This is a genomic window from Paenibacillus kribbensis (assembly GCF_001705305.1).
Lineage (GTDB): Bacteria > Bacillota > Bacilli > Paenibacillales > Paenibacillaceae > Paenibacillus > Paenibacillus kribbensis_B.
Genome location: NZ_MCBP01000012.1, coordinates 1 through 19993, shown reverse-complemented (window position 1 = coordinate 19993; position 19993 = coordinate 1). Strand labels below are relative to the sequence as shown.

Below are 19993 nucleotides of genomic sequence, written 5' to 3'. Positions count from 1 at the left end.
CTGTCTATACATCGCGGATCAAATACTGGATTACTTTGTTCGAGGAGAAACTAACAGTTCAGAATACCGCTGCATTACGTTGTAAAAAGCATCTACTTCTTCGGAAGTAAAACCTCTCGTGTAGAGTTTTGTCGGCCCACATGAGTTCCCTAATATCGTATAATTTGTGGGCTCTGCTCAACGCTGCTCCAGTTTTATCACAATTTGCGAAGCTGCCCCTTTTGTACGATTCCACTCTAATGCAAGCTTAGCAGCAGTTATTCCTGGATTTTCTTCAATCATTGTCAGTGTATGCACTTCGACCATATTAATATGGTCGCCAGTACCGTAATCACGAGTAGCTTTAATATAATCGCTATATGTCATAACAAACTTGTTGGTTTAGGTGCGGTGGATACGCCTGATGAGAAAGGGTATGTTGAAGATGATTACCGGATATCTTATTTAAGTGAGCATATTCGTGCGATGAGAGATGCCTTAGTGGCAGGCGCATGCCGTCCGCGAGCGGAGCTTCATCACACGGTCCCCACAGCAGTACGGGCTTGTCAAGCACCTTTCCTACACGGGCCACCGTATCCTCCGTGCCAAAGTTGCAGTGCGGAAAAAAGACGGCGTCAACCTCTTCATCTTTAAAACGCTTAACAATCAAGTCTGCATTGATGTGATCATCGTAGGGCAGCTCCTCCTGATTCAGGCCTTCCAGATCGACGATGTCGATGTCCATGCCAAAGCTCTCAATCTACTGGCGAATGGCGACTTTGTACTTGAATGCATCTTCGGCGCTGAACGTAAAACAGCATGGCGGAGCATAACCCAATTTCAATTTTTTCATAGAGCATGTCTCCTCTTGGATGGATAATGTGAATAGAATGGTTTTGTTTTGTTTAGTTAATTTAACCAAACAAAATACTTGTTTTGTATTTACGATGCCATCCTATCATTGAAAGAAGGCGGTGCCAACAGCTTATTTAGTTAATAAAACGCAATAATAACTAGATTAATATATTAATTTTTATAAACATTGCAATAATGATAAGTGCGATGTAAACTTCATGTATCTATACAGGGGGTTGGAAGAATTGATGTAACTAAAATTCCAGGTAACAGAAGGTAGTTAGCAGGAATGGCCATATGATTTCAATTCTGTAGCATTTGCTTGCTGCGGATGCTCCCGTAAAGAGTTAGCATTTAGCCATAATGGCAGAAACCAGACGTGGCAGAGGAAATATTTACGCTCTCGAACACCATATCGTATGGTACGTGAAAGATCGACATCAATTCTTCTCTTAATGAAGTTGAAACCAGGTTAACGGAATTCCCGTTCTGCTCCCTCTTTGGCGATGCAGGCGGCAGACAATAAATAATTTGAATAAAAACGGTGCGTTCAAGACCGAGACATCCAGAGGTGAGAACATGCAGAAATTGTCCAACATCCGGTTTCAGACAAAGCTTTTTGTTGTGTTCATTCTTTTGAGCAGCATTCCGGCTCTGCTGATCGGGACGATGGCCTACCGCAAATCCTCCATGATGCTGCAGGCCCGGAATGAGCAGGATCTGAATGTGATTCTGGCCCAGCTAAATACATCGATTGAACGCCAGGTCAGGGATTTTGACCGGTTTACAATGATCCCGTACTATTTGCCGGACACATTCAGCTTTTTAAATAAGCCTTATTTGGCCAAGGAGCAGTGGGGGACCGCGGAAATCCATGCCCAGAGAACGATGGCCCGGCTCATGGGGGCCTATCCTTCCATCAACTCCTCGATCAAGGGACTGATGATCTACGGCATGAACGGAACCGTCAACGGCTACCGAATAAGCGGGAATACGGTAATTAATCCCAATGAAAAGGTAATGAATGAGGATTGGTACCAACAAGCGCTAGCAGAGCGGGGCGGTTTTGTCATTACCGGGGTCAGAGAGATCAACCAGTTTAAAGACGGGGCCTTCCCTGCCCTGATCGGCTCCCGTCTGCTGATGGACGAGGAATATCAGCCGCTGGCTGTCATGGTCATCTTCATCAGTCCCGATTTTATCCCCAAATTTGTGGAGACGCTGGAGCTTCCGACCGTTAAGGTCACCGTCCTCGATCAGAACCGGAATGTCATTTACGCATCCGATCCTGCCCTTGCGGCCAGACAGCTGTCCATCGGTGCCAACGAGCAGCGGGGCAGATGGGAGGCTGACGTGTCTACGAATCAGGGGCAGGAGGGATATAGCGGCGTTTTTCTTGAAAGCGGTTACTTGAAATGGAAGGTATACTTGGGAGTCAATCGTGAGGAGTTGCTGGCAGGCAGCCGTTCCATCAGCTATTTTACTTTCCTGGTGGCGGTGGCCGCGGTGATTTGTTCAGCCGCCATTTCCTGGCTGCTTGCGAGAAGGCTGTCGAGGCCGATCAACCGCTTAATCCGCTCCATGCGTGAGGTCGAGCAGGGGAATTTTAAAGCACCTGTACCCGTAGGGGAAGACAACGAAATGAGACGGCTGGAAAGCAGCTATCACAGGATGGTCAGCCGTCTCGACAAGCTGGTGCATTCTATTGAGGAGAAGGAACGCCAGAAGCGCAACGCCGAACTCTACGCATTGCGGGCACGCATACAGCCCCATTTTCTGTATAACACGCTGAATTCCATTCGCATGCTGGCCATACTGCAGCGTTCGTCCCATATTGCCAAATTGCTGCAATCGCTGGCCAAGCTGCTTCAGGCGAATATGAAGCTGGACAGCGAACTGGTACTGCTGGATGAGGAGATTCGGCTGCTGAAAGATTATGCCGCTTTGATGGATTTAAGATACACTGGTGTTTTTAGGGTGCATTGGGTTATTCCACACGAGTGCTTGCAAGTGCCCATTCCGCCCATGCTGCTGCAGCCACTGCTGGAAAACGCGATCTTTCACGGGGCCAAAGGGCTGGACAGAACTCTGCGCATTTTCATAACGGCCAGACAGGATGCGGAGAGCGGGACGCTTTTCATTGAAATTGCGGATGACGGCACAGGATTTACCGGAAAAGAGATTCTGCTGCGGGAAGAGAGCGCTGACCATATAGGTTTGCGTAATGTGCACGAACGGATCCTTCTCAGATTTGGCGAGCCGTACGGATTGTCGTTAATTCGGACGGATGATCTCACGAAAGCTATTGTTAAAATACCACTGAAATTAGAAGCATCAGAGACAGGGGGGGACAGAGATGTGGAATCTGTTGGTCGTTGATGATGAATCCATTGTCAGAATGGGACTGCGTTATATGCTTGATTGGGAAGGTTTGGGGATATGCTGGAAGGCCGAGGCGGCCGACGGGGAAGAAGCACTGCGTATTTTGGAAGAAGAGAACATTCACTTTGTCATGACCGATATTCGGATGCCCGGTATGGACGGGATCGAGTTGGCGCAAAAAATCAGGCACAGGAACCCGGAGATCCAAATTGTTTTCCTGAGCAGCTATGATACCTTTTCCTATGTAAGGGAGGCCCTTCGGCTGGGAGCAGCTGATTATCTGCATAAACCTACCATGGATGAAGATGAAATTGCGGACACGATGCAAAAGGTCATCTCCCGTTTTAAATTGCCCTCAAATGAGCCGCCGCAGCGTACGGAAGAAGAAAGAAACGAGCTCTGTTTATCGCTGCTGGATCCTTTTACGTTTCCGACGAAGCCTATGAAGCTCCTGCCCGAGCTCGCGGACGAATCTTATAAGGAAGGTTATGAACTTGCGATTATCCGCAAAAGATACGACGCGGTTCAGGAGAATGAAGATTCGGAACAACTGCGTTTTCTTTCCATTCTGCACCTTATCAGCAATCTGGCAGCAAAGGACTGGGGAGGTTTGGTCTTTCACCGGAATTTCCGTGAAATGATTTGGATAGCTCCCGTCCGTTCTCTAACTGGGAATAGCGATATGCCAAGTTATTTGAACGGCTTGCGGCAAAAGGTGCTTGAGCTGTTGAATGTCCGGCTGATCTTTGCTTGCGGCTCTTCTGCCTGCAGGGATATTTCCAGCCTGCCGGGCGCCTATATGTCCGCGCTTTTGCGTTTTCCCCGCAATGAACAGAGCGACAGCTTTATTGTGCGCCGGGCTAAAGAATATGTGGACCGGCATCTGCTGGAGGATGTCACGCTGGCCAAGGTCGGGGAATCCATTCACGTTAGTCCGGGATACTTGAGCAGGATTTTTCTTAAGGAAATCGGTGAAAACTTCAGTGATTACATCATACGCAACAAAATGGAAATCGCCCAAAAAATGCTGCGCGAGACCAGCCACAAGGTGTATGAGATCGCGGCCGATCTCGGATACAGCAACCCCTATTACTTCAGTAAGCTGTTCAAGGACCGTACGGGACTCACCCCTCTTGAATACCGCAATCAATGAACCGGAGCCGGCAAGCATACCGAGCGAAAGTTAAAAAAACGTATGATTTTGCAAAAATCATCTATTGCCATGACCGGAAGCATCCGCAGGATCTGTGTACACGTCAAAATCGTATATGAAAAAGCCGATTCGCCCGCTACTATCACCAGGAGCTAATCATTAGAATGAATGGTGCAAGAGGTTGAATGACCAGTAGAGAAAGGGGCGAAACAAGTATGATGCAGGAACTAGCGAAAGTGTCGGTAATTGAACGCTGGGGGAGATTTGAACTGTCCCTTCCCGGCCCGGAGGACGGTAATCCTTTTACGGAGGTGGCGTTTGGAGCACGCTTCCGTCAGGGACACCGGATCGTTGAGGCAGACGGTTTCTATGACGGGGAAGGCTGTTACCGTGTGCGTTTTATGCCGGATACTTTGGGGATGTGGTCTTATGAGACGGTCAGCAATGTGCCTGAATTAAATCTGGTTCAGGGCATGTTCACATGCGTTGACCCTTCAGCAGGAAATCACGGACCCGTTGGAGTGGATCGCGAAGTCCATTTCGCCTATGCCGATGGCAAACCCTTCTTTTCCTTTGGAACTACAAGTTATGTATGGAATCACCAGGATGAAGAGCTGCAGGAGATTACCCTTCGCAGTCTGGCTGAAGCGGGTGCTTTTAATAAAATTCGAATGTGCGTTTTTCCAAAGCACTATGATTACAATTTGAACGAACCGGCATTGTACCCGTTTGCAGGGTCTCTGGAAGAGGGCTGGGATTTCACGGCATTCAATCCCGCATACTGGCGGCAGCTTGAACGCAGGATTGAGGATCTGCAAAAGCTTGGCATCGAGGCCGATCTCATCCTTTTTCATCCTTATGACCGGTGGGGATTTGCGGAGATGACCTCCGAGACTGACGATTTTTATCTGCGTTATGCCGTCGCCCGTCTCTCGGCGTTTCGCAACATCTGGTGGTCGCTGGCCAACGAGTTCGACCTGATGAAGGCCAAAACGATGCGGGATTGGGATCGGTTCTTCAGAATTATTCAGGAGCGCGATGCTTACGGTCATCTCCGGTCCATTCACAACTGGCACCATCCGGGCATCCATTACCGCAGCAACCTGCATTGGTATGACCATGGCAAGCCATGGGTTTCACATGCGAGCATCCAGCATCATGATCTCCATTTTGTCAGCGAATGGCAGGAGACCTTCCGGAAGCCCATTGTTGTGGACGAGTGCCGTTATGAAGGAAATCTGAACCACGGATGGGGGAATATCACGGCGGAACGGATGGTGGAATGCTTCTGGGAAGGCGTGCTGAATGGCGGTTATGTCACGCATGGGGAAACTTTTCTGCATGAAGACAATATCATCTGGTGGTCGCACGGAGGAACACTGCACGGAGAAAGCCCGTCCAGAATCCAATTTCTCCGCCGTATTATCGAAGGCGGGCCGCAGCTCGGCCGCCTGAGCGCTGACTTTCAATGGGATATCGCGGCGGGCGGAGTGGACGATGAATATTATCTTGTGTATTTCGGCTCAAGCCGTCCGGGATTCCGCATGTTGCCGCTGCCTGAGGATATCACTTTTACCATTGAACTGATTGATACATGGAACATGACGATTACTCCGCTGCCGGGGGCATATGAAGGAACATGCCGCGTGGAATTGCCGGGCAAGCCTTACCAAGCACTGCGTATTCAAGCTACCAACCAATAAACGTAGGGGGGCATACATGATGAAAAAATGGGTTGCATTGCTGGCTAGTGTTCTGCTTGTTGTTACAAGCGTGGTAGGGTGTTCATCGGATGCAGGTCAAAGCCAGGAGGGCACATCCTCCGGCAGCCCCAAGGTCAGTATTTCCTTGTGGACACTGAATACAGGGTGGGCATGGCTGCAGTCGGCGGTTAAAGATTTTGAAAGCGCTAACCCGGATGTTGATGTGGAGCTTACCCAGTATGAGGTGGACCCGTTCAAAGAAAACCTCAAGGTGGCGGCAAGCTCGAAGACGCTGCCAGATATGTGGTTTACATGGGGCGGATCGCTGGGATCCTTTTACCCGGAAAATGGCATGACCATGGATTTGACTCAGGTGGCTAAAGACCATAAATGGTCTGAAAAATACAATAAAACCGCTATTGATATGTCCACTTTTGACGGGAAAATTTCCGGGATTCCGATGCACTTGAATGTACTGGGCATGTGGTACCCGAAAGAGCTGTATCAGAAGCTAAATTTGAAAGCGCCTTCAAAATTTGCCGAATTTGAGTCCCAATTGAAAACGCTAAAGGATAACGGGGTTACCCCTTTGGCTTTCGGCAGTAAAGGCGGATGGCATACGATGCGGCTGACCGAGCAGCTGCTTGAGCATTTTGCCGGTCCGGAACTACATGACAAACTGAACAGTCTGGAGGCGTCATGGAACGATCCGGCGGTCGTTAAAACCTTTGAAAAGATTAAAGAATATACGGACAAGGGTTACTTCCCGATGGGGTATTCCTCATTGGATCCAAGCGAAGCCGAAATGCTGTTTTACCAGCAGTCGGCGGGCATTATTAACGAGGGAACCTGGTTTGACGGCAACATTACTGAAAATGGCTTTGATCCGGCAAAATTTGATGTATTCAATTTTCCGACAGAACAAACGCCGACACGTGCATCCGTGTTCGCGGAAATGCTGCAGATCAACGGCGCATCCGACCCTGCGAAGCAAGAAGCGGCTATCAAGCTTGGCGAGTATTTAACAAGTGTTGAGGTGGTCAATAAATATATCAATGATTATGGTTCGCCGGCTACACTAGGCTTCACTGTCTCGGAAAAGACACCTCATATTCAGCCGCTGCTTGACAGCGCGAAGGATGGCGGTTTCCTGATTACTGACCAGGCTCTTCCGCAGGAAGTTGTACAGAAGCTGTTCGAAGCACAGGATAAAGTGGCGCTGAAGGAGTGGACACCGCAGCAGGCCGCCGAAAACATGGAGAACGCCGTGTCTGCGTACAAAAGCAAACAGAAATGATGATCAGGACCTTACCGCCTGGACTGAATCGAGCAAGGCGTCAGCAGGAAATTTCTGCTGACGCGATTTATGTGGAAAGGGGAGAATGGCATGACATCAAGAATGCTTAAACCGTGGCTGTTCCTGCTGCCTGCTTTAATTATTTACTTAACGGTTATTTTTGTGCCGGCGGTATACACCTTTTTTCTCAGTTTTTTCAGCTGGAATGGAGTTGCTCCCCATAAAGAGTTTGTGGGCTTGGGCAACTATGCCGAATTGTTCACGCAGGATACCGTGTTCATGAGAGCGCTGAAAAACAATCTGTTCTGGATGATCGGTTCTCTCACACTGATTATGGGGGCAGGTCTGGGATTGGCGCTGCTGCTGAACAAAAAGCTGAAGGGGCGGATCTTTTTCCGCGGTGTATTCTACTTTCCGTATGTATTGTCAGGTATTGTTGTTGCCACCGGATGGACCTGGCTCTACAATCCAACGCAGGGATTTGTCAATAAAATGCTGGCTTTGCTGGGGCTAGAAAGCTGGCAGCACGCCTGGCTGGCAGAGCCGGATATCGCGCTGTACGCTGTTTTTGTAGCGGCCATGTGGCAGGGCATCGGACAGCCCATGGTTCTTTTCCTGGCAGGGCTGCAGAGTATTCCGCAGGACCCGTATGAAGCGGCTTTAATCGACGGAGCGAAACCGTATCAGTCCTTTTTCTATATCACGCTGCCGCTGCTGCGCGAAACGTTTGTCATTGTGGTGGCTACGACGCTGATTGCTTCCATGAAAGTTTATGACATTATTTACGGCATGACCGGCGGCGGCCCTGCCGAAAGCACCCAGGTGCTCTCGTCATGGATGTACAGTCAGACATTCAAGTTTGCGAATATCGGAATGGGTTCGGCAATCGCCTTTATTCTTGTATTGATTTCCATGACCATCATCATTCCTTATGTTTATTTCACGACCAGGAAATCCCATGTATAACGTGCAGAAAGAGAGTGGTGCAGCATGGAGGAATTGAGAGTCCATCCGGCAGTAACGGTATTACGGTACGTATTCCTGATTATTTTTGCGGCCATATTTTTAATCCCGGTCCTGTTTATCGCCTTCACTGCGCTGAAATCGAGAGCGGATCTGATGACCAGCCCGTTTTACGCGCTGCCTGAAAAATTTCAGTGGGATAACTTTCTGAAAGCGTGGGACCAGGGCAAAATGAGCATGTATATGAAAAATACGCTGTTCATCTGTCTCGTCAAGGTACCGCTGGGTATCCTGATTGAAGCGTTCGCTGCGTTTGCCCTGACCAGGCTGAATTTTAAATGGAGTAATTCGATGTTTGCCTTTTTCCTGATCGGCATGATGATCCCGATGCAGGCCACACTTGTGCCCTTGAATATACTTCTCAACAAAACGCATCTTATCAGCACGTATCCCGGAATCTTTCTCGTGTATGTCGGATTCGGCATTCCGTTCGGTATTTTGATTTTGCGCGGCTTCTTCCGCACCATTCCGAAGGAAATCGATGAGTCTGCCTTGATTGACGGATGCGGAGACATGGGGAAATTTTTTCGGATTATATTACCCTTATCCATGCCGGCTATCGCAACGCTCGTCATCTTTGACTTTATGGCAACTTGGAATGAGTTTTTGCTGGCGCAGATTTTTATCACCAAGGATACGATGAAGACCATTACAACCGGGCTGCTTGCCTTTAAAGGCGAGCATTCGACCGATTATACGCTGCTGAACGCCGGTGTGCTGATCTCCATTATTCCGACACTGTGTGTCTACCTGTTATTCCAGAAATACTTTGTTTCCGGCCTAGCAGGCTCGGTTAAGGGCTAATGTTCATATCCGCAAATCATGAGGCCGCAACGAGGAGACCATTTGGTTCTGCATCATGCCAGCGCCCTATTTTTTCCAAAATCCCGTTAATTGTGCGTGGATTTAAGCGACCATCTGGTTTTCGTCTGGGTTGGTTTATAAAACTCAGGAATAAAGCTTTATTTTCAAGCGGCCTTTCCTTCATTAGATACATGGCCAGAGCGGAATTCTAAGCGCTATGGAGTCGTTTCCTTACCTGATTGAAGGTTTAGACATGCTGAAACAAGTCAGTCCAATTGTCAATATATACGCTTAAGAAGCCGCCATGATGGCGGCTTTCTTGTGTTATGGAACAAGTTATGGTCAAAACAATTGACAATAACTTGATCGCTTTTCCGACAGATATACAAACTAGGGTTATTTCATATGTTTGGGACGCATTAAGTAACTCATTCGTGTATCGCCCAGGGAGTACTCGTGATGGTGATATTCACGTCGTTATTTATTTGTAAATTTATGTAATTACTTCCTAAAAGGGCATGATTATTTGCCCTTTAGAACGATGTGGCGATGGATTCTAATCTATAAAATGAAAGCAGTCAAAGAAATACATTATGAAATAGGAGGTAATTAGCCAATGTCAACAGATCAGAGAAAAAGAACGTCTCGACGTGAAAACTGATTTTAATGAACGAAGTTTTTATCCAAGTCAGGCTAAATTAGGTACAAAAAGGTGCTGCTAAATGATCCTGTATATTATCATCAAAAAACAGATGCCTAAAACCATGAAATATTTTCAAGCGAATGCATAAGAAGCGCGGAGCTATTGAAGCGAATAAACTTCCTTTCCGGTATGAGAAAACTTGTTCCCTATTGTTAGCAACTCGTAGCCATAGATTCAACAAATTACGTATAAGCTATTAGATGTTTATGTTTTAGTTAGAATATAGAATTTAAGTAAACTTTAAAAAACAACATTGTGGATAAATCGGAAAATAAATGGAAATAATAGCGAATTAAACAAAACTTTTGTATATGGCTTCTTAAGAAAGGAAAGGTAAGCACATCATGAATAATTCAAATCGAACGGTACCAGAGAAAGAAGTATTGAGTGTGTTCAATGGGGAAAGCGGTGAGAACCCATTTCCGTTATTCGCAAAGTTACGGGCAATGGGAGCCGTTATTCCTATCCCGTTTCCGATGGGAGGAACAGATCGTCAAACCTGGATGGTCACTCGTATGGAAGAGGCAATGCAGGTGCTTAAAGATCATGCCCATTTTACTGTAGACCGGAGATTGATTAATGGTAGTAGTAGTGATGCTACTCCAACTGGCAACACTGACCCATCTGCTTCCACTAACTTCCTTACCGAGTCGGTCAATTCTGTCGATGAGCCTGATCATCGACGGTTGCGTACGTTGGTGTCCAAAGCTTTCACTCCCAGATATATGGAAAGTTTACGCCCTCGTGTGCAGGAGATTGCTGATGAATTACTCGACCAGGTACAGAAAAAAGGCGAGATGGACCTCGTCAAGGATTATGCTTATCCTTTGCCAATCAACGTCATTTGCGACATGATTGGAGTACCTCAAGCAGACCGGGCACAGATTCATGTCTGGTCTTCAGCGATCGCGCACGGTCTGGGGCTGGGAAGGCAAAAACCGGAGGTCTCGGAGCATCTGCGAGCTTTCGGTGAATACATCGTACAGCTTGTGGATGATAAACGCCAGCATCCTGCTGATGACTTGATCAGCCAACTGATCGCGATAGAAGAAGAGGGGGATCGGCTCAGTGAAGCAGAACTGCTCTCCATGATCAAGTTATTGATCTTTGCCGGACATGAGACAACCTCAAATTTGATCGCGACCGGCACTTTGATGTTGCTGGATCATCCCGATCAACTGGAGAAGCTCAAATCTGACCTTAGTCTGGTCCCTTCGGCTGTCGAAGAACTATTGCGCTTCAATGGGCCTTCCACAATTGCGGGGCCGCGTTTTGCCACTGAAGATATCGAGCTTGCCGGGCAGCAGATCAAGAAGGGAGATATGGTCATTCCTGTATTGAAATCAGCGAATCGGGATGAGCGTCAGTTTTCAGAGTCAGAGGAGTTGGATATTACTCGCAAGATCAATCGTCATCTCGCTTTTGGACATGGAATCCATATGTGCTTAGGGGCACCACTGGCCCGCGTGGAAGGAGACATTGCGTTTACCACCCTGCTGAGGCGCATGCCCAACCTACGACTCAACGTCCCTCGCGAGAACGTCATTTGGAGCTTCATGCTTAGCTCACAAGGGTTAACGTCCTTGCCCGTCGCTTTTTAGCTGAGGGTAAGAATTTATTGAATCGCGTGAAGGGGCAAACCCGACGAAGTGAAAAGTACGGCTATCTGTATCTCGCATTGGAAGAGTCGACGGGTAAGGAGCTCGTCTTCAACTGCGGGTGAAGCAGACATTAATATTAAAGGAAAATAGGAGGCACCTACTCTTCGTGGAGCAGGTGCCTCCTAAGTTAGATATCAAGGAATCCTTTATCTAGACTACAAGCTACCGCGTTGTACTCGAATAAAACCGGAAGAAGAACCATTGAAATGGCGGGAGAAGCTTTGACGTTCTCCAGATTTTTAATTTAGAGCTGCTAAATTGCACTGGTCTGATAAGTTTTGATTCTACGCTCCTGCCTAGATGGAAGGATAATTGGACAATTTGACTACAAAGTGTTTTTGGGGAATGGTATTGAATGATCATAAGTTGTTTGGTAGATTTATGGAATTTCATTGTGGCTAGTATGGATTTCCGTAACTGATCTATTAAAGTAAAGTATTGGAAAACAAACAATTTTAGTGGGTGAATAGTATATGCAGACAACAAGAGTTACTGAAAATCAAGCTGTTAGCATCATTCAGGAAGAAAATAGAAAACTTACTCTCCGCGAGAAAGTAGCCGTCAGTCTCGGAGGAGGGATTGGAACACTCCATTCTCAAATGATTGCGATGTTCTTGCTTTTTTTCTATACGGACATGATGGAGATCAGTCCAGCCTTTGTAGCAGGGTTATTTCTGGTTGCTCGTATTATTAGCGCTGTTTTGGTACCATTGTTTGGGATTTTTATAGACAAGGTGAGCACCCCTTGGGGGAAATATGTTCCATGGTTTATGATACTTGGGGTGCCTACTGCTATTTTGGGGTGGTTAACCTTTTCTGATTTTAACCTAAGTCCTACTGGTAAGTTAGTATATGTGTCTGTAACTTATCTGCTATACAGCATATTTGCTGCACTTCAACAGGCACCAGGTAATGCAGTCGGTCCTGCCATTACAAAAAGAGTAGATGACCGGATATCAATGGGGCAGATTGGGTTTTTCTTCATCATGATAGGCGCAATTGTTGTTTCAGTAGGCGCTCAGCCTCTGTATAAAGCTTTGGGGGGCGGTAATGACACAAAAGGGTTCTCAATGCTAATGGGAGCAATCGCTATTATTGGTATATTGGCATCCGTTTTTCAAGTAAAGTCCTTAAAAGAAAAATATGTTGCAAAACCTAAAAAGGAAGAAAAGAGGCCTTCACTGAAGGAGATGTTCTTGGCTGTATTCACAAATAAAGCAGCTGTTATTATATACGTATACGTTTTGGCGATAACCTTATCAAAAGGAATTAGAGATGCTATCATGATCGATTATTTAAAATATTACTTCCATAATGAGAATCTAATGGTGATTATAGGGTTTATCAGTTTTGTGCCAACAATTATAGGTACCCTGTTAGCTGCTCCAATAACGAAACGATTTGGCATTAAAGCTAATATCCTTACTAGTGCGATTATGAGTGTGGTGACTTCGGCTGCCATTATGTTCGTTCCTGCCAGTTCCACCGGTGTGACCCTTTTCCTTGTTTTGAGGGCAATTGACGGTTTCTTTATGGGACTTTCTACCCCAGCCCAGACTACAATGATGCCGGCTGCAATGGATTATACCGAATGGAAAACCGGTATGAATGTAAATGGATTCATGGGTTCCATCCAAGGTGTCATGACAACTATGGCTACAGCTATTGCAGGCTCGTTAACTGCAGGAGGACTGGCTTTGGTTGGGTATGTACCAGGAGTAGAGCAAAGCAGTGAGACAATATTTGGTCTAAAAATGTTAGTGGGAGTTATTCCGGCTGTTGTTCTACTATTTACAGTATCTGTGGCCTGGTTTGATCTAACAGAGGGAAAACAGGTACAAATTGCGAAAGATCTGGCAGAACGCAGGAAACAAAATGCTTAATAAAATCAAGTATTAAGGGTCCCCACGTTACAATGCATTTGCCTAAACTAGACATGCTCTGGGTCAATTGTTCGATAAATAATCGAATCTGGATTAATTGTTTTTTTTAAATAATTCCATTATGGAAATGATGGTTCATTCAGTATTGGTGGCCTTTGGAGGCATTGATGTGTTATGTGCTAATGCTGGTATTGGCCCTTGTTCAACCGGTGTATGAAAGGTATAAGGTCAACATGGCCGAAATGCGCCAAAAAATAAGCCTCAGCTATGTCCAGCTACTTTGGAACTGTAAAAGAGGGGCAGGTATCACCCTGAGCTATAACAAAAATCCAACGAATTTTTAGTTTTATGAATGAACAGAGCCGAGAGATGACAACTTAAGGAAGTGGTATACATCACAATTTCCAAAGGAGGATATCTGTTATGGCTCACCAGAAGAGAAGGAAAGAAGCTGCCTGGAAGTCACAAAAGCAAGAACAGCATCCCCATGGTAAAATCAAATCGCTTAAGGAATTGTCGAGCGAATAGAATTGAGGAGTATACTACTTGGAAGAGAAGGACTGCCGGCGAAATTTACGGCAGTCTTCTTTGTTGTAATAATCTTTCTGTGACAGGAAAGGTCAATATTGCTAATTTATGGTGTGAGAGCATGACGGCCCCTTAATACTGCAACTGGATTTGTTAACAACCATCCAGCCAATGGTTATAAGCCTTTCGGATTGATATATAAATGGTAATCACTTGATCAATATCTAATATAAGCAAAGGAACCCGGTGGCCGCTAAATGCTTCGTTATACACAAGTCGGACATGCTCATCAAACTCGACCGCGAAGGGGAGTAGGGAAAAAGAGCTTGGGCTAGGTACAACAGGTCTAAAGTTCGCATCTTGGCCGTTGCGAGCCGTCAATTGCTAAAGGTTGATTTCTGTTGTGACTACTTTTACAGGAAGTTTTATTTAGGTAACAATAAAATTGGAAGAATGACCTGATATATTTTTATCCAAAATCACAGAGTGAAGAATATTACATAATATAGCAACGCCCTCGCGAAGTAGCTCCACATTCATAAAGGAAAAACTTAATCGAATATGATGATTTTCATGATCTACAGGGAAGCAAGCCGAACCAGGTAAAAATGAGACTTGCTTCTTTTTTGCCTCGAAAAGAATATGGTGGGATTGCATCCATGAAGGAAGACTGATCCATAAGTTAGGTCCTCCACCTGGAATGTACCATGACACCCCTTCGGGACAATGCTCAGAAAGAATTTCAATAACCAGGTCACGTCTGACTTTTAGTGTGTTTCTCAGTTTGTCCATGTGATCGACCATTTTAGGAGACTCAATAAAGGGCAATAACAGCTTCTGTGTAATTAAAGGAGTCCCTAGGTCTGTATTGGCTTTAGCTGCAAGTATCCGCTTAAAGATGGAACCCGAAGCAGTCAGAACACCTATCCTACAACCAGGAGCCAATGTTTTACTCAACCCTTTTAAATAAATGACATGTCCATATTCATCCATGCTCTTAATAGGAGCTGGTGGCTTTTGATCATAATACACCTCACTCCATGGATCATCCTCAATAATAATGGTTTGCATAGCTTGAGCAATATCCAGAAGCTGTCTTCGCCTCATGCTACTCAACACGGTGCCCGTTGGATTATGAAACGTTGGGACTGTATAAATGATCTTGGGGCGATACCTATCACATAGATGCTGAAGGATGTCCAATCGCATACCATCGTTATCGACCGGAACTGTCAGGATTGTGACGCCACGACCCCGAAATATATCAATTGCTCCGGGATACGTAGGCGCCTCCAGCACAACCACATCGCCCGGCCCGACAAATGTACGTGCTATTAAATCTATGGCTTGCTGTGAACCACTTGTAATCAACAGATTCTCGGGCTGTGTAGGAATACCTTTTTTTAGTAGATAGGCTTGCATGGCCTCTCTAAGCTGCATATCTCCTTGAACTTCCCCGTATCTAGAGAAAAACGTACCACCCTCTCTAATAAGATGATGCAACTCGCGTTCTAAAAGTTGATTTGGAATCAACTCTGGATCGATCATCGAGGATGACAAGTGAATTTTTTCCGGGACATAGTGAAATTGAGCAAACTGAGATCGTGGCAAATAATCCTGGACAGACAACTGCCAGTCCTGTGTAAGTTTTTCCTCAGGATATTTTTTCGATGTATCTGTCGACTTTACATGGACAAAGGTGCCTTTGCCCTGCACGGAATGAACATAACCATCCTGCTCAAGTTCTTGGTATGCTTTGACGACAGTCAGAAAACCTACACCGAGTTCCTTGGAGAGGGAGCGGACAGAAGGCAACTTTTCCCCTCCTTGTAAAAAACCCGAGAGAATTTGGTCCACAATCGCCAACACAATTTGCTTGGTTATGGAAATGCCCTTGTTTCGCTGAATATCGATATACATTCTTAACCACCTTGTAGTGTTATAGTTGAATGTTGAGTGTTATACACATCTAAAGCTTATAATACTCATATTGTTATCAAATATTATAACATTAAGGCGTCTGTCTGGTGAAAACAAGGAGGAATAATGTATGAAGTATTACGTTGTCGATGCGTTTGCGGAACACGTTTTTGAAGGTAATCCGGCAGGGGTCTGTATTCTGGATAAATGGCTTCCAGACAACACTATGCAAAACATTGCAGCCGAAAATAACCTTTCCGAGACGGCATTCGCAGTGAAAGAAGGTGAACATTACCGGCTAAGGTGGTTTACACCTGCAGCAGAGATTGAGCTTTGCGGACACGCCACACTGGCGACTGCCTTTGTCCTTGCTAGGTTTTATGAACCCGATGCAGAGCAGTTTACGTTCCATACCCTAGGGGGTATATTAATTGTCCTAAAGAAGGGAAACTTGTTTGAAATGGACTTTCCGAGTCGTCTGCCTGAACCATTCAAATTAACCAATGACATGATTGAGGCACTCGGGGTGACACCTGTAGAAACTTATCTGGGCCGGGATCTAATGTTTGTACTGGAAAATGAAGATCAGGTTCGCCAACTTTCGCCTGACTTCTCAAAGCTCAAAGATTTACCAGATGGGTTGGGTGTAAGTATTACAGCAGAAGGGGGAACCTTTGATTTCGTTTCCAGAAGCTTCTTCCCCAAATTGAATGTCAACGAGGATCCTGTATGCGGTTCTGCACATTGCAACTTTATTCCGTTTTGGGCAGGTCGATTGGGTAAAAACGAACTGGTAGCCCGTCAGCTGTCCAAGCGAGGCGGTACTTTGTACTGCCTTTTGGAAGGTGATCGCGTGAAAATTAGCGGGACTGCTGTGTTGTATGCAGAAGCTGAATTGCAAATAGATGGTACAGGTCAAAAAAATATGTAACGTTTATGGACTGTTCTTTACGTCCAAGTTCAACTTATCAGTTAGGATGATTATCTATGCTCAACAATCCCAAAAAAGGGATAGCCCTATTGATTATAGCCACCTTATTCTGGTCCGGAAACTACATCTGCGGGCGATATCTAGCTCCAGCTTTGCCTCCAATGTTGCTGAATACCATTCGCTGGGGAGTTTCTGCCCTTATTCTGTGGGGGCTGCTACGAGCAAAAAAACAAAGACTTCCTTTACTTGCTAAATGGAAAGAATTTGGGACACTCGGGTTTCTAGGTATCTTTGTCTTTTCCACTCTAACCTATGAGGGATTGACGCAAGTCAGTGCTTCCAGGGCCGGAATGATTTCAGCATTGATTCCTATGTTTATTCTGCTGAGTACCCCGCTCATTTTAAAGGAAAAAGTGACGTGGCGGGCTTGGCTCGGATCATTGATTTCTATTGCTGGCGTCTATTTGTTATTCCAGAGCAAGACATCTGATCCGAGTAGTGGGACCCTTGAAGGGGATGTCATGATTTTTCTATCTTGTGTGGCTTGGAGCTTTTATACTGTGCTTGGAAAGAAGTATGGGGCAACTACCGATCCACTTACTCTGACCGCAGGTGCTGCAGTTTATGGAAGCCTCTTTAGTGCGATTAGCAGCATTGGGGCAATTGGTTCAGCATCTATTCATATTACGCCGACCGCCTGGCTATGTATTCTTTATGTCAGCACATTTGCTTCAGTTGTTGCCTATTTTTGTTGGAATGCAGGTGTAAAATTGGTTGGTGCGGCGAAGGCAGCCCCATTTATTAATCTGTTGCCAATATGGACTGTCTTGTTAGGGGTTGTTCTCCTCGGAGAGCAAATTTCAGGGATCGCTTTAGCCGGCGGAGGCTTAGCCATGATGGGAGCCATTTTTGCTAGTGGTAGAACTAACAGACAACATAAACATGGTGGAGAAACTGGATAGTGAATGCCAAGAGAGTGTAGTTTGATATAAAAAAACAATATACAAAGTTCAATCCAAGCGAGGAAAAGTACGCAAAAATCACTGCGCCTGTGTTGCTAATTCATGGTGATAGAGATGTCGTTACACCATTGGAAACTGTTACAACTGAACTGCACTCTTATATACCGAATTCTGAACTTGTGGTGCTGGAGGATGTAAACCATTTTCCACCAACAGAAGCTCCCGAAAAAGTTACTTCTCTAATCAAGAAACATCTTGAAAAGTGCTTTTAATTATAAGTAAGAAGATCGAGGTTTAACTTCACCACTTTTTTTAAAATTAAATATGTATCTGGTGACTTACATCCCCTTGAGTTCAAGGGGTATTTTTTATCTATTGAAAGGAAGTTATGCATACAATCCTGGATGGACTACTATTAACATTGCCTGGGGATTGGCAGTGACGATGGCTGTTTATGCGGTTGGTAATATAAGTGGCGGACATCTAAACCCAGTATTAACCTCAGCTTTTGCATTAAATGGTTCTTTTCCGTGGAATGAGGCGCCTACTTATATTGCAGGCCAAATACTTAGATCCATAGGATAAAGAAAGACGCTTACGCTATTGAACGTAATCATAACGCCTTGACGCTGTTGAGCACGAGAGAAAAGCAGGGGATGATTCATAACCGACCATGCATTTTACGGTGCAATACCCTAACTTGCTCCGCTAATTCAGGAACGGGACCGTCAACGACCACATCGCGAATGGCCTCTTCAATCGGTAGATTACGCACACGGGTCGGAGCAACATCCATTTCATTAAACCATTGTACCAGCTGAGCAGAGAAGCTCGCATAAACAATTCGTCCTAATCCCACCCAGCCATGAGCTGCAGCGCACATGGGACAATGTTCACCGGAAGTATACACCGTTGCTTTGATACGTTCCTCAGGTAACATATGATTAGCTGCCCAACGGGCCAGAGCAAACTCGGGGTGCTGAGTATGATCGCCGCCAGAAACATGATTATAATCTTCCGCAAGAATGTCGCCGTTTGGGGCAACGAGAAGAGAACCAAAGGGTTCGTCCCCATTTTCAAGGGCAACTTGGGCAAGGTCAACACAGCGTTGCAAGTACTTCAAGTCCAGATCAGTAATCATAAGTTATCCATCCTCCTAAATATTAGTAGTCATTGAACGATAGTGCGCATATACCCCGTAAGATAGAAGAAGGTTAAGTGTATACCTACTCCATTTAGCCCTTTTCACAAAGGGGGGCCGCGTTCATTGATGTGCTCAGTTAACGAAGTCAGTGTGTATTGTTAAAAAGTCGTGCTCTTCTGTATATTCAAAGATTGCTGCTCCGAATCCCTACGCCGGATGTTGCTACCAACAATCCCTCCTAATATAATTAGGACTCCAATCCACTGAGGTAAACCTACATGTTCTCCTAGCACCAGAGAGGACATTAAAATCGCCATCGGCAGTTCAGAAGCTGTCAGAATGGTACCCATTCCTGATCCAACATGAGGCATTCCAATGGAGTACAAGAGAGGTGGAAGAACAACTCCAAATACACCAAGAAGCAATCCATAAGAACTCAATCCTGTTAATACATCAAAGTTAAACAAAAATGTTGGCGGAAATACGACAAAAACGGTTATGACAGCTCCGGTAGAAAGAAGAGCGCTTTTTAATATAGGCGGAGTATCCTTTTCAACAGAGCCACTCAGAAAAATGAACATTGTAAAGGATAACGCAGCTAAAAATCCCCAAATGCTTCCTTGCCATGAAAGAGTTACACTTTCCTGAAACATGACATTTGCAGCTAAAACGGAACCAATCAGAAGTACTCCGATGGATATAAGTTTCTCCTTGGTCGGCCTTCTCTTCTGGAATACCCACTCATAAATTGTCCCAATCCAAACAAATTGGAATAAAAGAACAATGGCCAGAGAAGCATTTAAGGTTTGTAGGGATTGATAATAAAATAAACCTGTCAAACCAAACGGAATTCCCGATAGTACTAGCTTTGAAGTTTGTTTATAAGTTAATTTTTTCTTTTTTGTAAATAAAACCACAATCCAACTCAGTACTGTACCAAAGAAATATTGCGCACCCGTTACCTCTGTTACTGTAAAACCTGCAGAGTACGCCAACTTAACAAAGGTTGACAATATCCCGTAACAGCAACCTCCCAAGAAAACAATGAATGCATAATGCCACAGT

Annotated in this window: 17 protein-coding genes and 1 pseudogene; 13 read left to right on the top strand and 5 right to left on the bottom strand. The window is 45.4% G+C overall.

The window, feature by feature from the left end; translation table 11 throughout:
* Positions 1 to 177: 177 nt before the first annotated feature.
* Complete coding sequence (locus BAZ21_RS29830; RefSeq protein ID WP_068504372.1) at positions 178 to 366, bottom strand: MarR family transcriptional regulator; 189 nt, start codon at positions 364 to 366, stop codon at positions 178 to 180.
* Positions 367 to 484: 118 nt separating this feature from the next.
* Positions 485 to 832 (bottom strand): annotated as a pseudogene (locus tag BAZ21_RS28095) (L-fucose/L-arabinose isomerase family protein); the annotation flags it as partial.
* 581 nt (positions 833 to 1413) lie between these two features.
* Here BAZ21_RS28095 and BAZ21_RS19770 point away from each other — a divergent pair.
* From BAZ21_RS19770 to BAZ21_RS29825, 9 genes are all read left to right on the top strand, one after another.
* Positions 1414 to 3213 carry a cache domain-containing sensor histidine kinase gene (locus BAZ21_RS19770; protein WP_068504368.1) on the top strand — a complete coding sequence of 600 codons (1800 nt, stop codon included), beginning with the start codon at positions 1414 to 1416 and terminating at the stop codon, positions 3211 to 3213.
* The gene (locus BAZ21_RS19765) at positions 3191 to 4369 is read left to right on the top strand and encodes a response regulator (protein ID WP_068504365.1); all 1179 of its coding nucleotides are present in this window, start codon (positions 3191 to 3193) and stop codon (positions 4367 to 4369) included. The genes BAZ21_RS19770 and BAZ21_RS19765 overlap by 23 nt, the downstream gene beginning before the upstream one ends.
* Before the next feature lie 218 nt (positions 4370 to 4587).
* Positions 4588 to 6072, top strand: coding sequence for a DUF5605 domain-containing protein (locus tag BAZ21_RS19760; RefSeq protein WP_068504658.1), 1485 nt, complete (start codon positions 4588 to 4590; stop codon positions 6070 to 6072).
* A gap of 19 nt (positions 6073 to 6091) precedes the next feature.
* Entirely contained in the window at positions 6092 to 7369 is a 1278-nt protein-coding gene (locus tag BAZ21_RS19755; protein ID WP_068504656.1) for an ABC transporter substrate-binding protein, read from the top strand.
* A gap of 90 nt (positions 7370 to 7459) precedes the next feature.
* Positions 7460 to 8335: a carbohydrate ABC transporter permease gene (locus tag BAZ21_RS19750; RefSeq protein WP_068504363.1), complete on the top strand. Its 876-nt coding sequence runs from the start codon at positions 7460 to 7462 to the stop codon at positions 8333 to 8335.
* Positions 8336 to 8359: 24 nt separating this feature from the next.
* On the top strand, positions 8360 to 9196 hold the full coding sequence (locus BAZ21_RS19745; RefSeq protein ID WP_068504362.1) for a carbohydrate ABC transporter permease: 837 nt from the start codon (positions 8360 to 8362) through the stop codon (positions 9194 to 9196).
* 1047 nt (positions 9197 to 10243) lie between these two features.
* The gene (locus BAZ21_RS19740) at positions 10244 to 11500 is read left to right on the top strand and encodes a cytochrome P450 family protein (RefSeq protein ID WP_068504360.1); all 1257 of its coding nucleotides are present in this window, start codon (positions 10244 to 10246) and stop codon (positions 11498 to 11500) included.
* Positions 11501 to 12033: 533 nt separating this feature from the next.
* A complete protein-coding gene (locus BAZ21_RS19735; RefSeq protein WP_068504357.1) occupies positions 12034 to 13443 on the top strand; it encodes an MFS transporter in 1410 nt (469 codons plus the stop codon).
* Between the two features lie 423 nt (positions 13444 to 13866).
* Positions 13867 to 13971, top strand: a complete 105-nt coding sequence (locus BAZ21_RS29825) for a DUF6254 family protein (RefSeq protein WP_007432370.1) — start codon at positions 13867 to 13869, stop codon at positions 13969 to 13971.
* Between the two features lie 429 nt (positions 13972 to 14400).
* Here BAZ21_RS29825 and pdxR read toward each other — a convergent pair whose 3' ends face one another.
* Entirely contained in the window at positions 14401 to 15891 is a 1491-nt protein-coding gene (gene pdxR / locus BAZ21_RS19730; protein WP_068504355.1) for a MocR-like pyridoxine biosynthesis transcription factor PdxR, read from the bottom strand.
* Positions 15892 to 16021: 130 nt separating this feature from the next.
* Between pdxR and BAZ21_RS19725 the strand changes: the two genes are divergently transcribed.
* Genes BAZ21_RS19725 through BAZ21_RS28085 form a run of 4 tightly spaced genes read left to right on the top strand, consistent with a single transcriptional unit; the run spans position 16022 to position 18369 of the window.
* Positions 16022 to 16822: a PhzF family phenazine biosynthesis protein gene (locus tag BAZ21_RS19725; RefSeq protein WP_068504353.1), complete on the top strand. Its 801-nt coding sequence runs from the start codon at positions 16022 to 16024 to the stop codon at positions 16820 to 16822.
* Between the two features lie 56 nt (positions 16823 to 16878).
* A complete protein-coding gene (locus BAZ21_RS19720) occupies positions 16879 to 17784 on the top strand; it encodes a DMT family transporter (protein ID WP_068504351.1) in 906 nt (301 codons plus the stop codon).
* 26 nt (positions 17785 to 17810) lie between these two features.
* Positions 17811 to 18056, top strand: coding sequence for an alpha/beta fold hydrolase (locus BAZ21_RS30280; protein ID WP_084011767.1), 246 nt, complete (start codon positions 17811 to 17813; stop codon positions 18054 to 18056).
* A 52-nt stretch (positions 18057 to 18108) separates the two neighbouring features.
* The gene (locus BAZ21_RS28085) at positions 18109 to 18369 is read left to right on the top strand and encodes an aquaporin (RefSeq protein WP_084011765.1); all 261 of its coding nucleotides are present in this window, start codon (positions 18109 to 18111) and stop codon (positions 18367 to 18369) included.
* A gap of 76 nt (positions 18370 to 18445) precedes the next feature.
* Here the strand turns inward: BAZ21_RS28085 and BAZ21_RS19715 are convergent, their stop codons facing one another.
* Positions 18446 to 18925, bottom strand: coding sequence for a nucleoside deaminase (locus BAZ21_RS19715; RefSeq protein ID WP_068504349.1), 480 nt, complete (start codon positions 18923 to 18925; stop codon positions 18446 to 18448).
* Between the two features lie 161 nt (positions 18926 to 19086).
* On the bottom strand, positions 19087 to 19992 hold the full coding sequence (locus BAZ21_RS19710) for an EamA family transporter (protein ID WP_068504348.1): 906 nt from the start codon (positions 19990 to 19992) through the stop codon (positions 19087 to 19089).
* Position 19993: the final 1 nt, after the last annotated feature.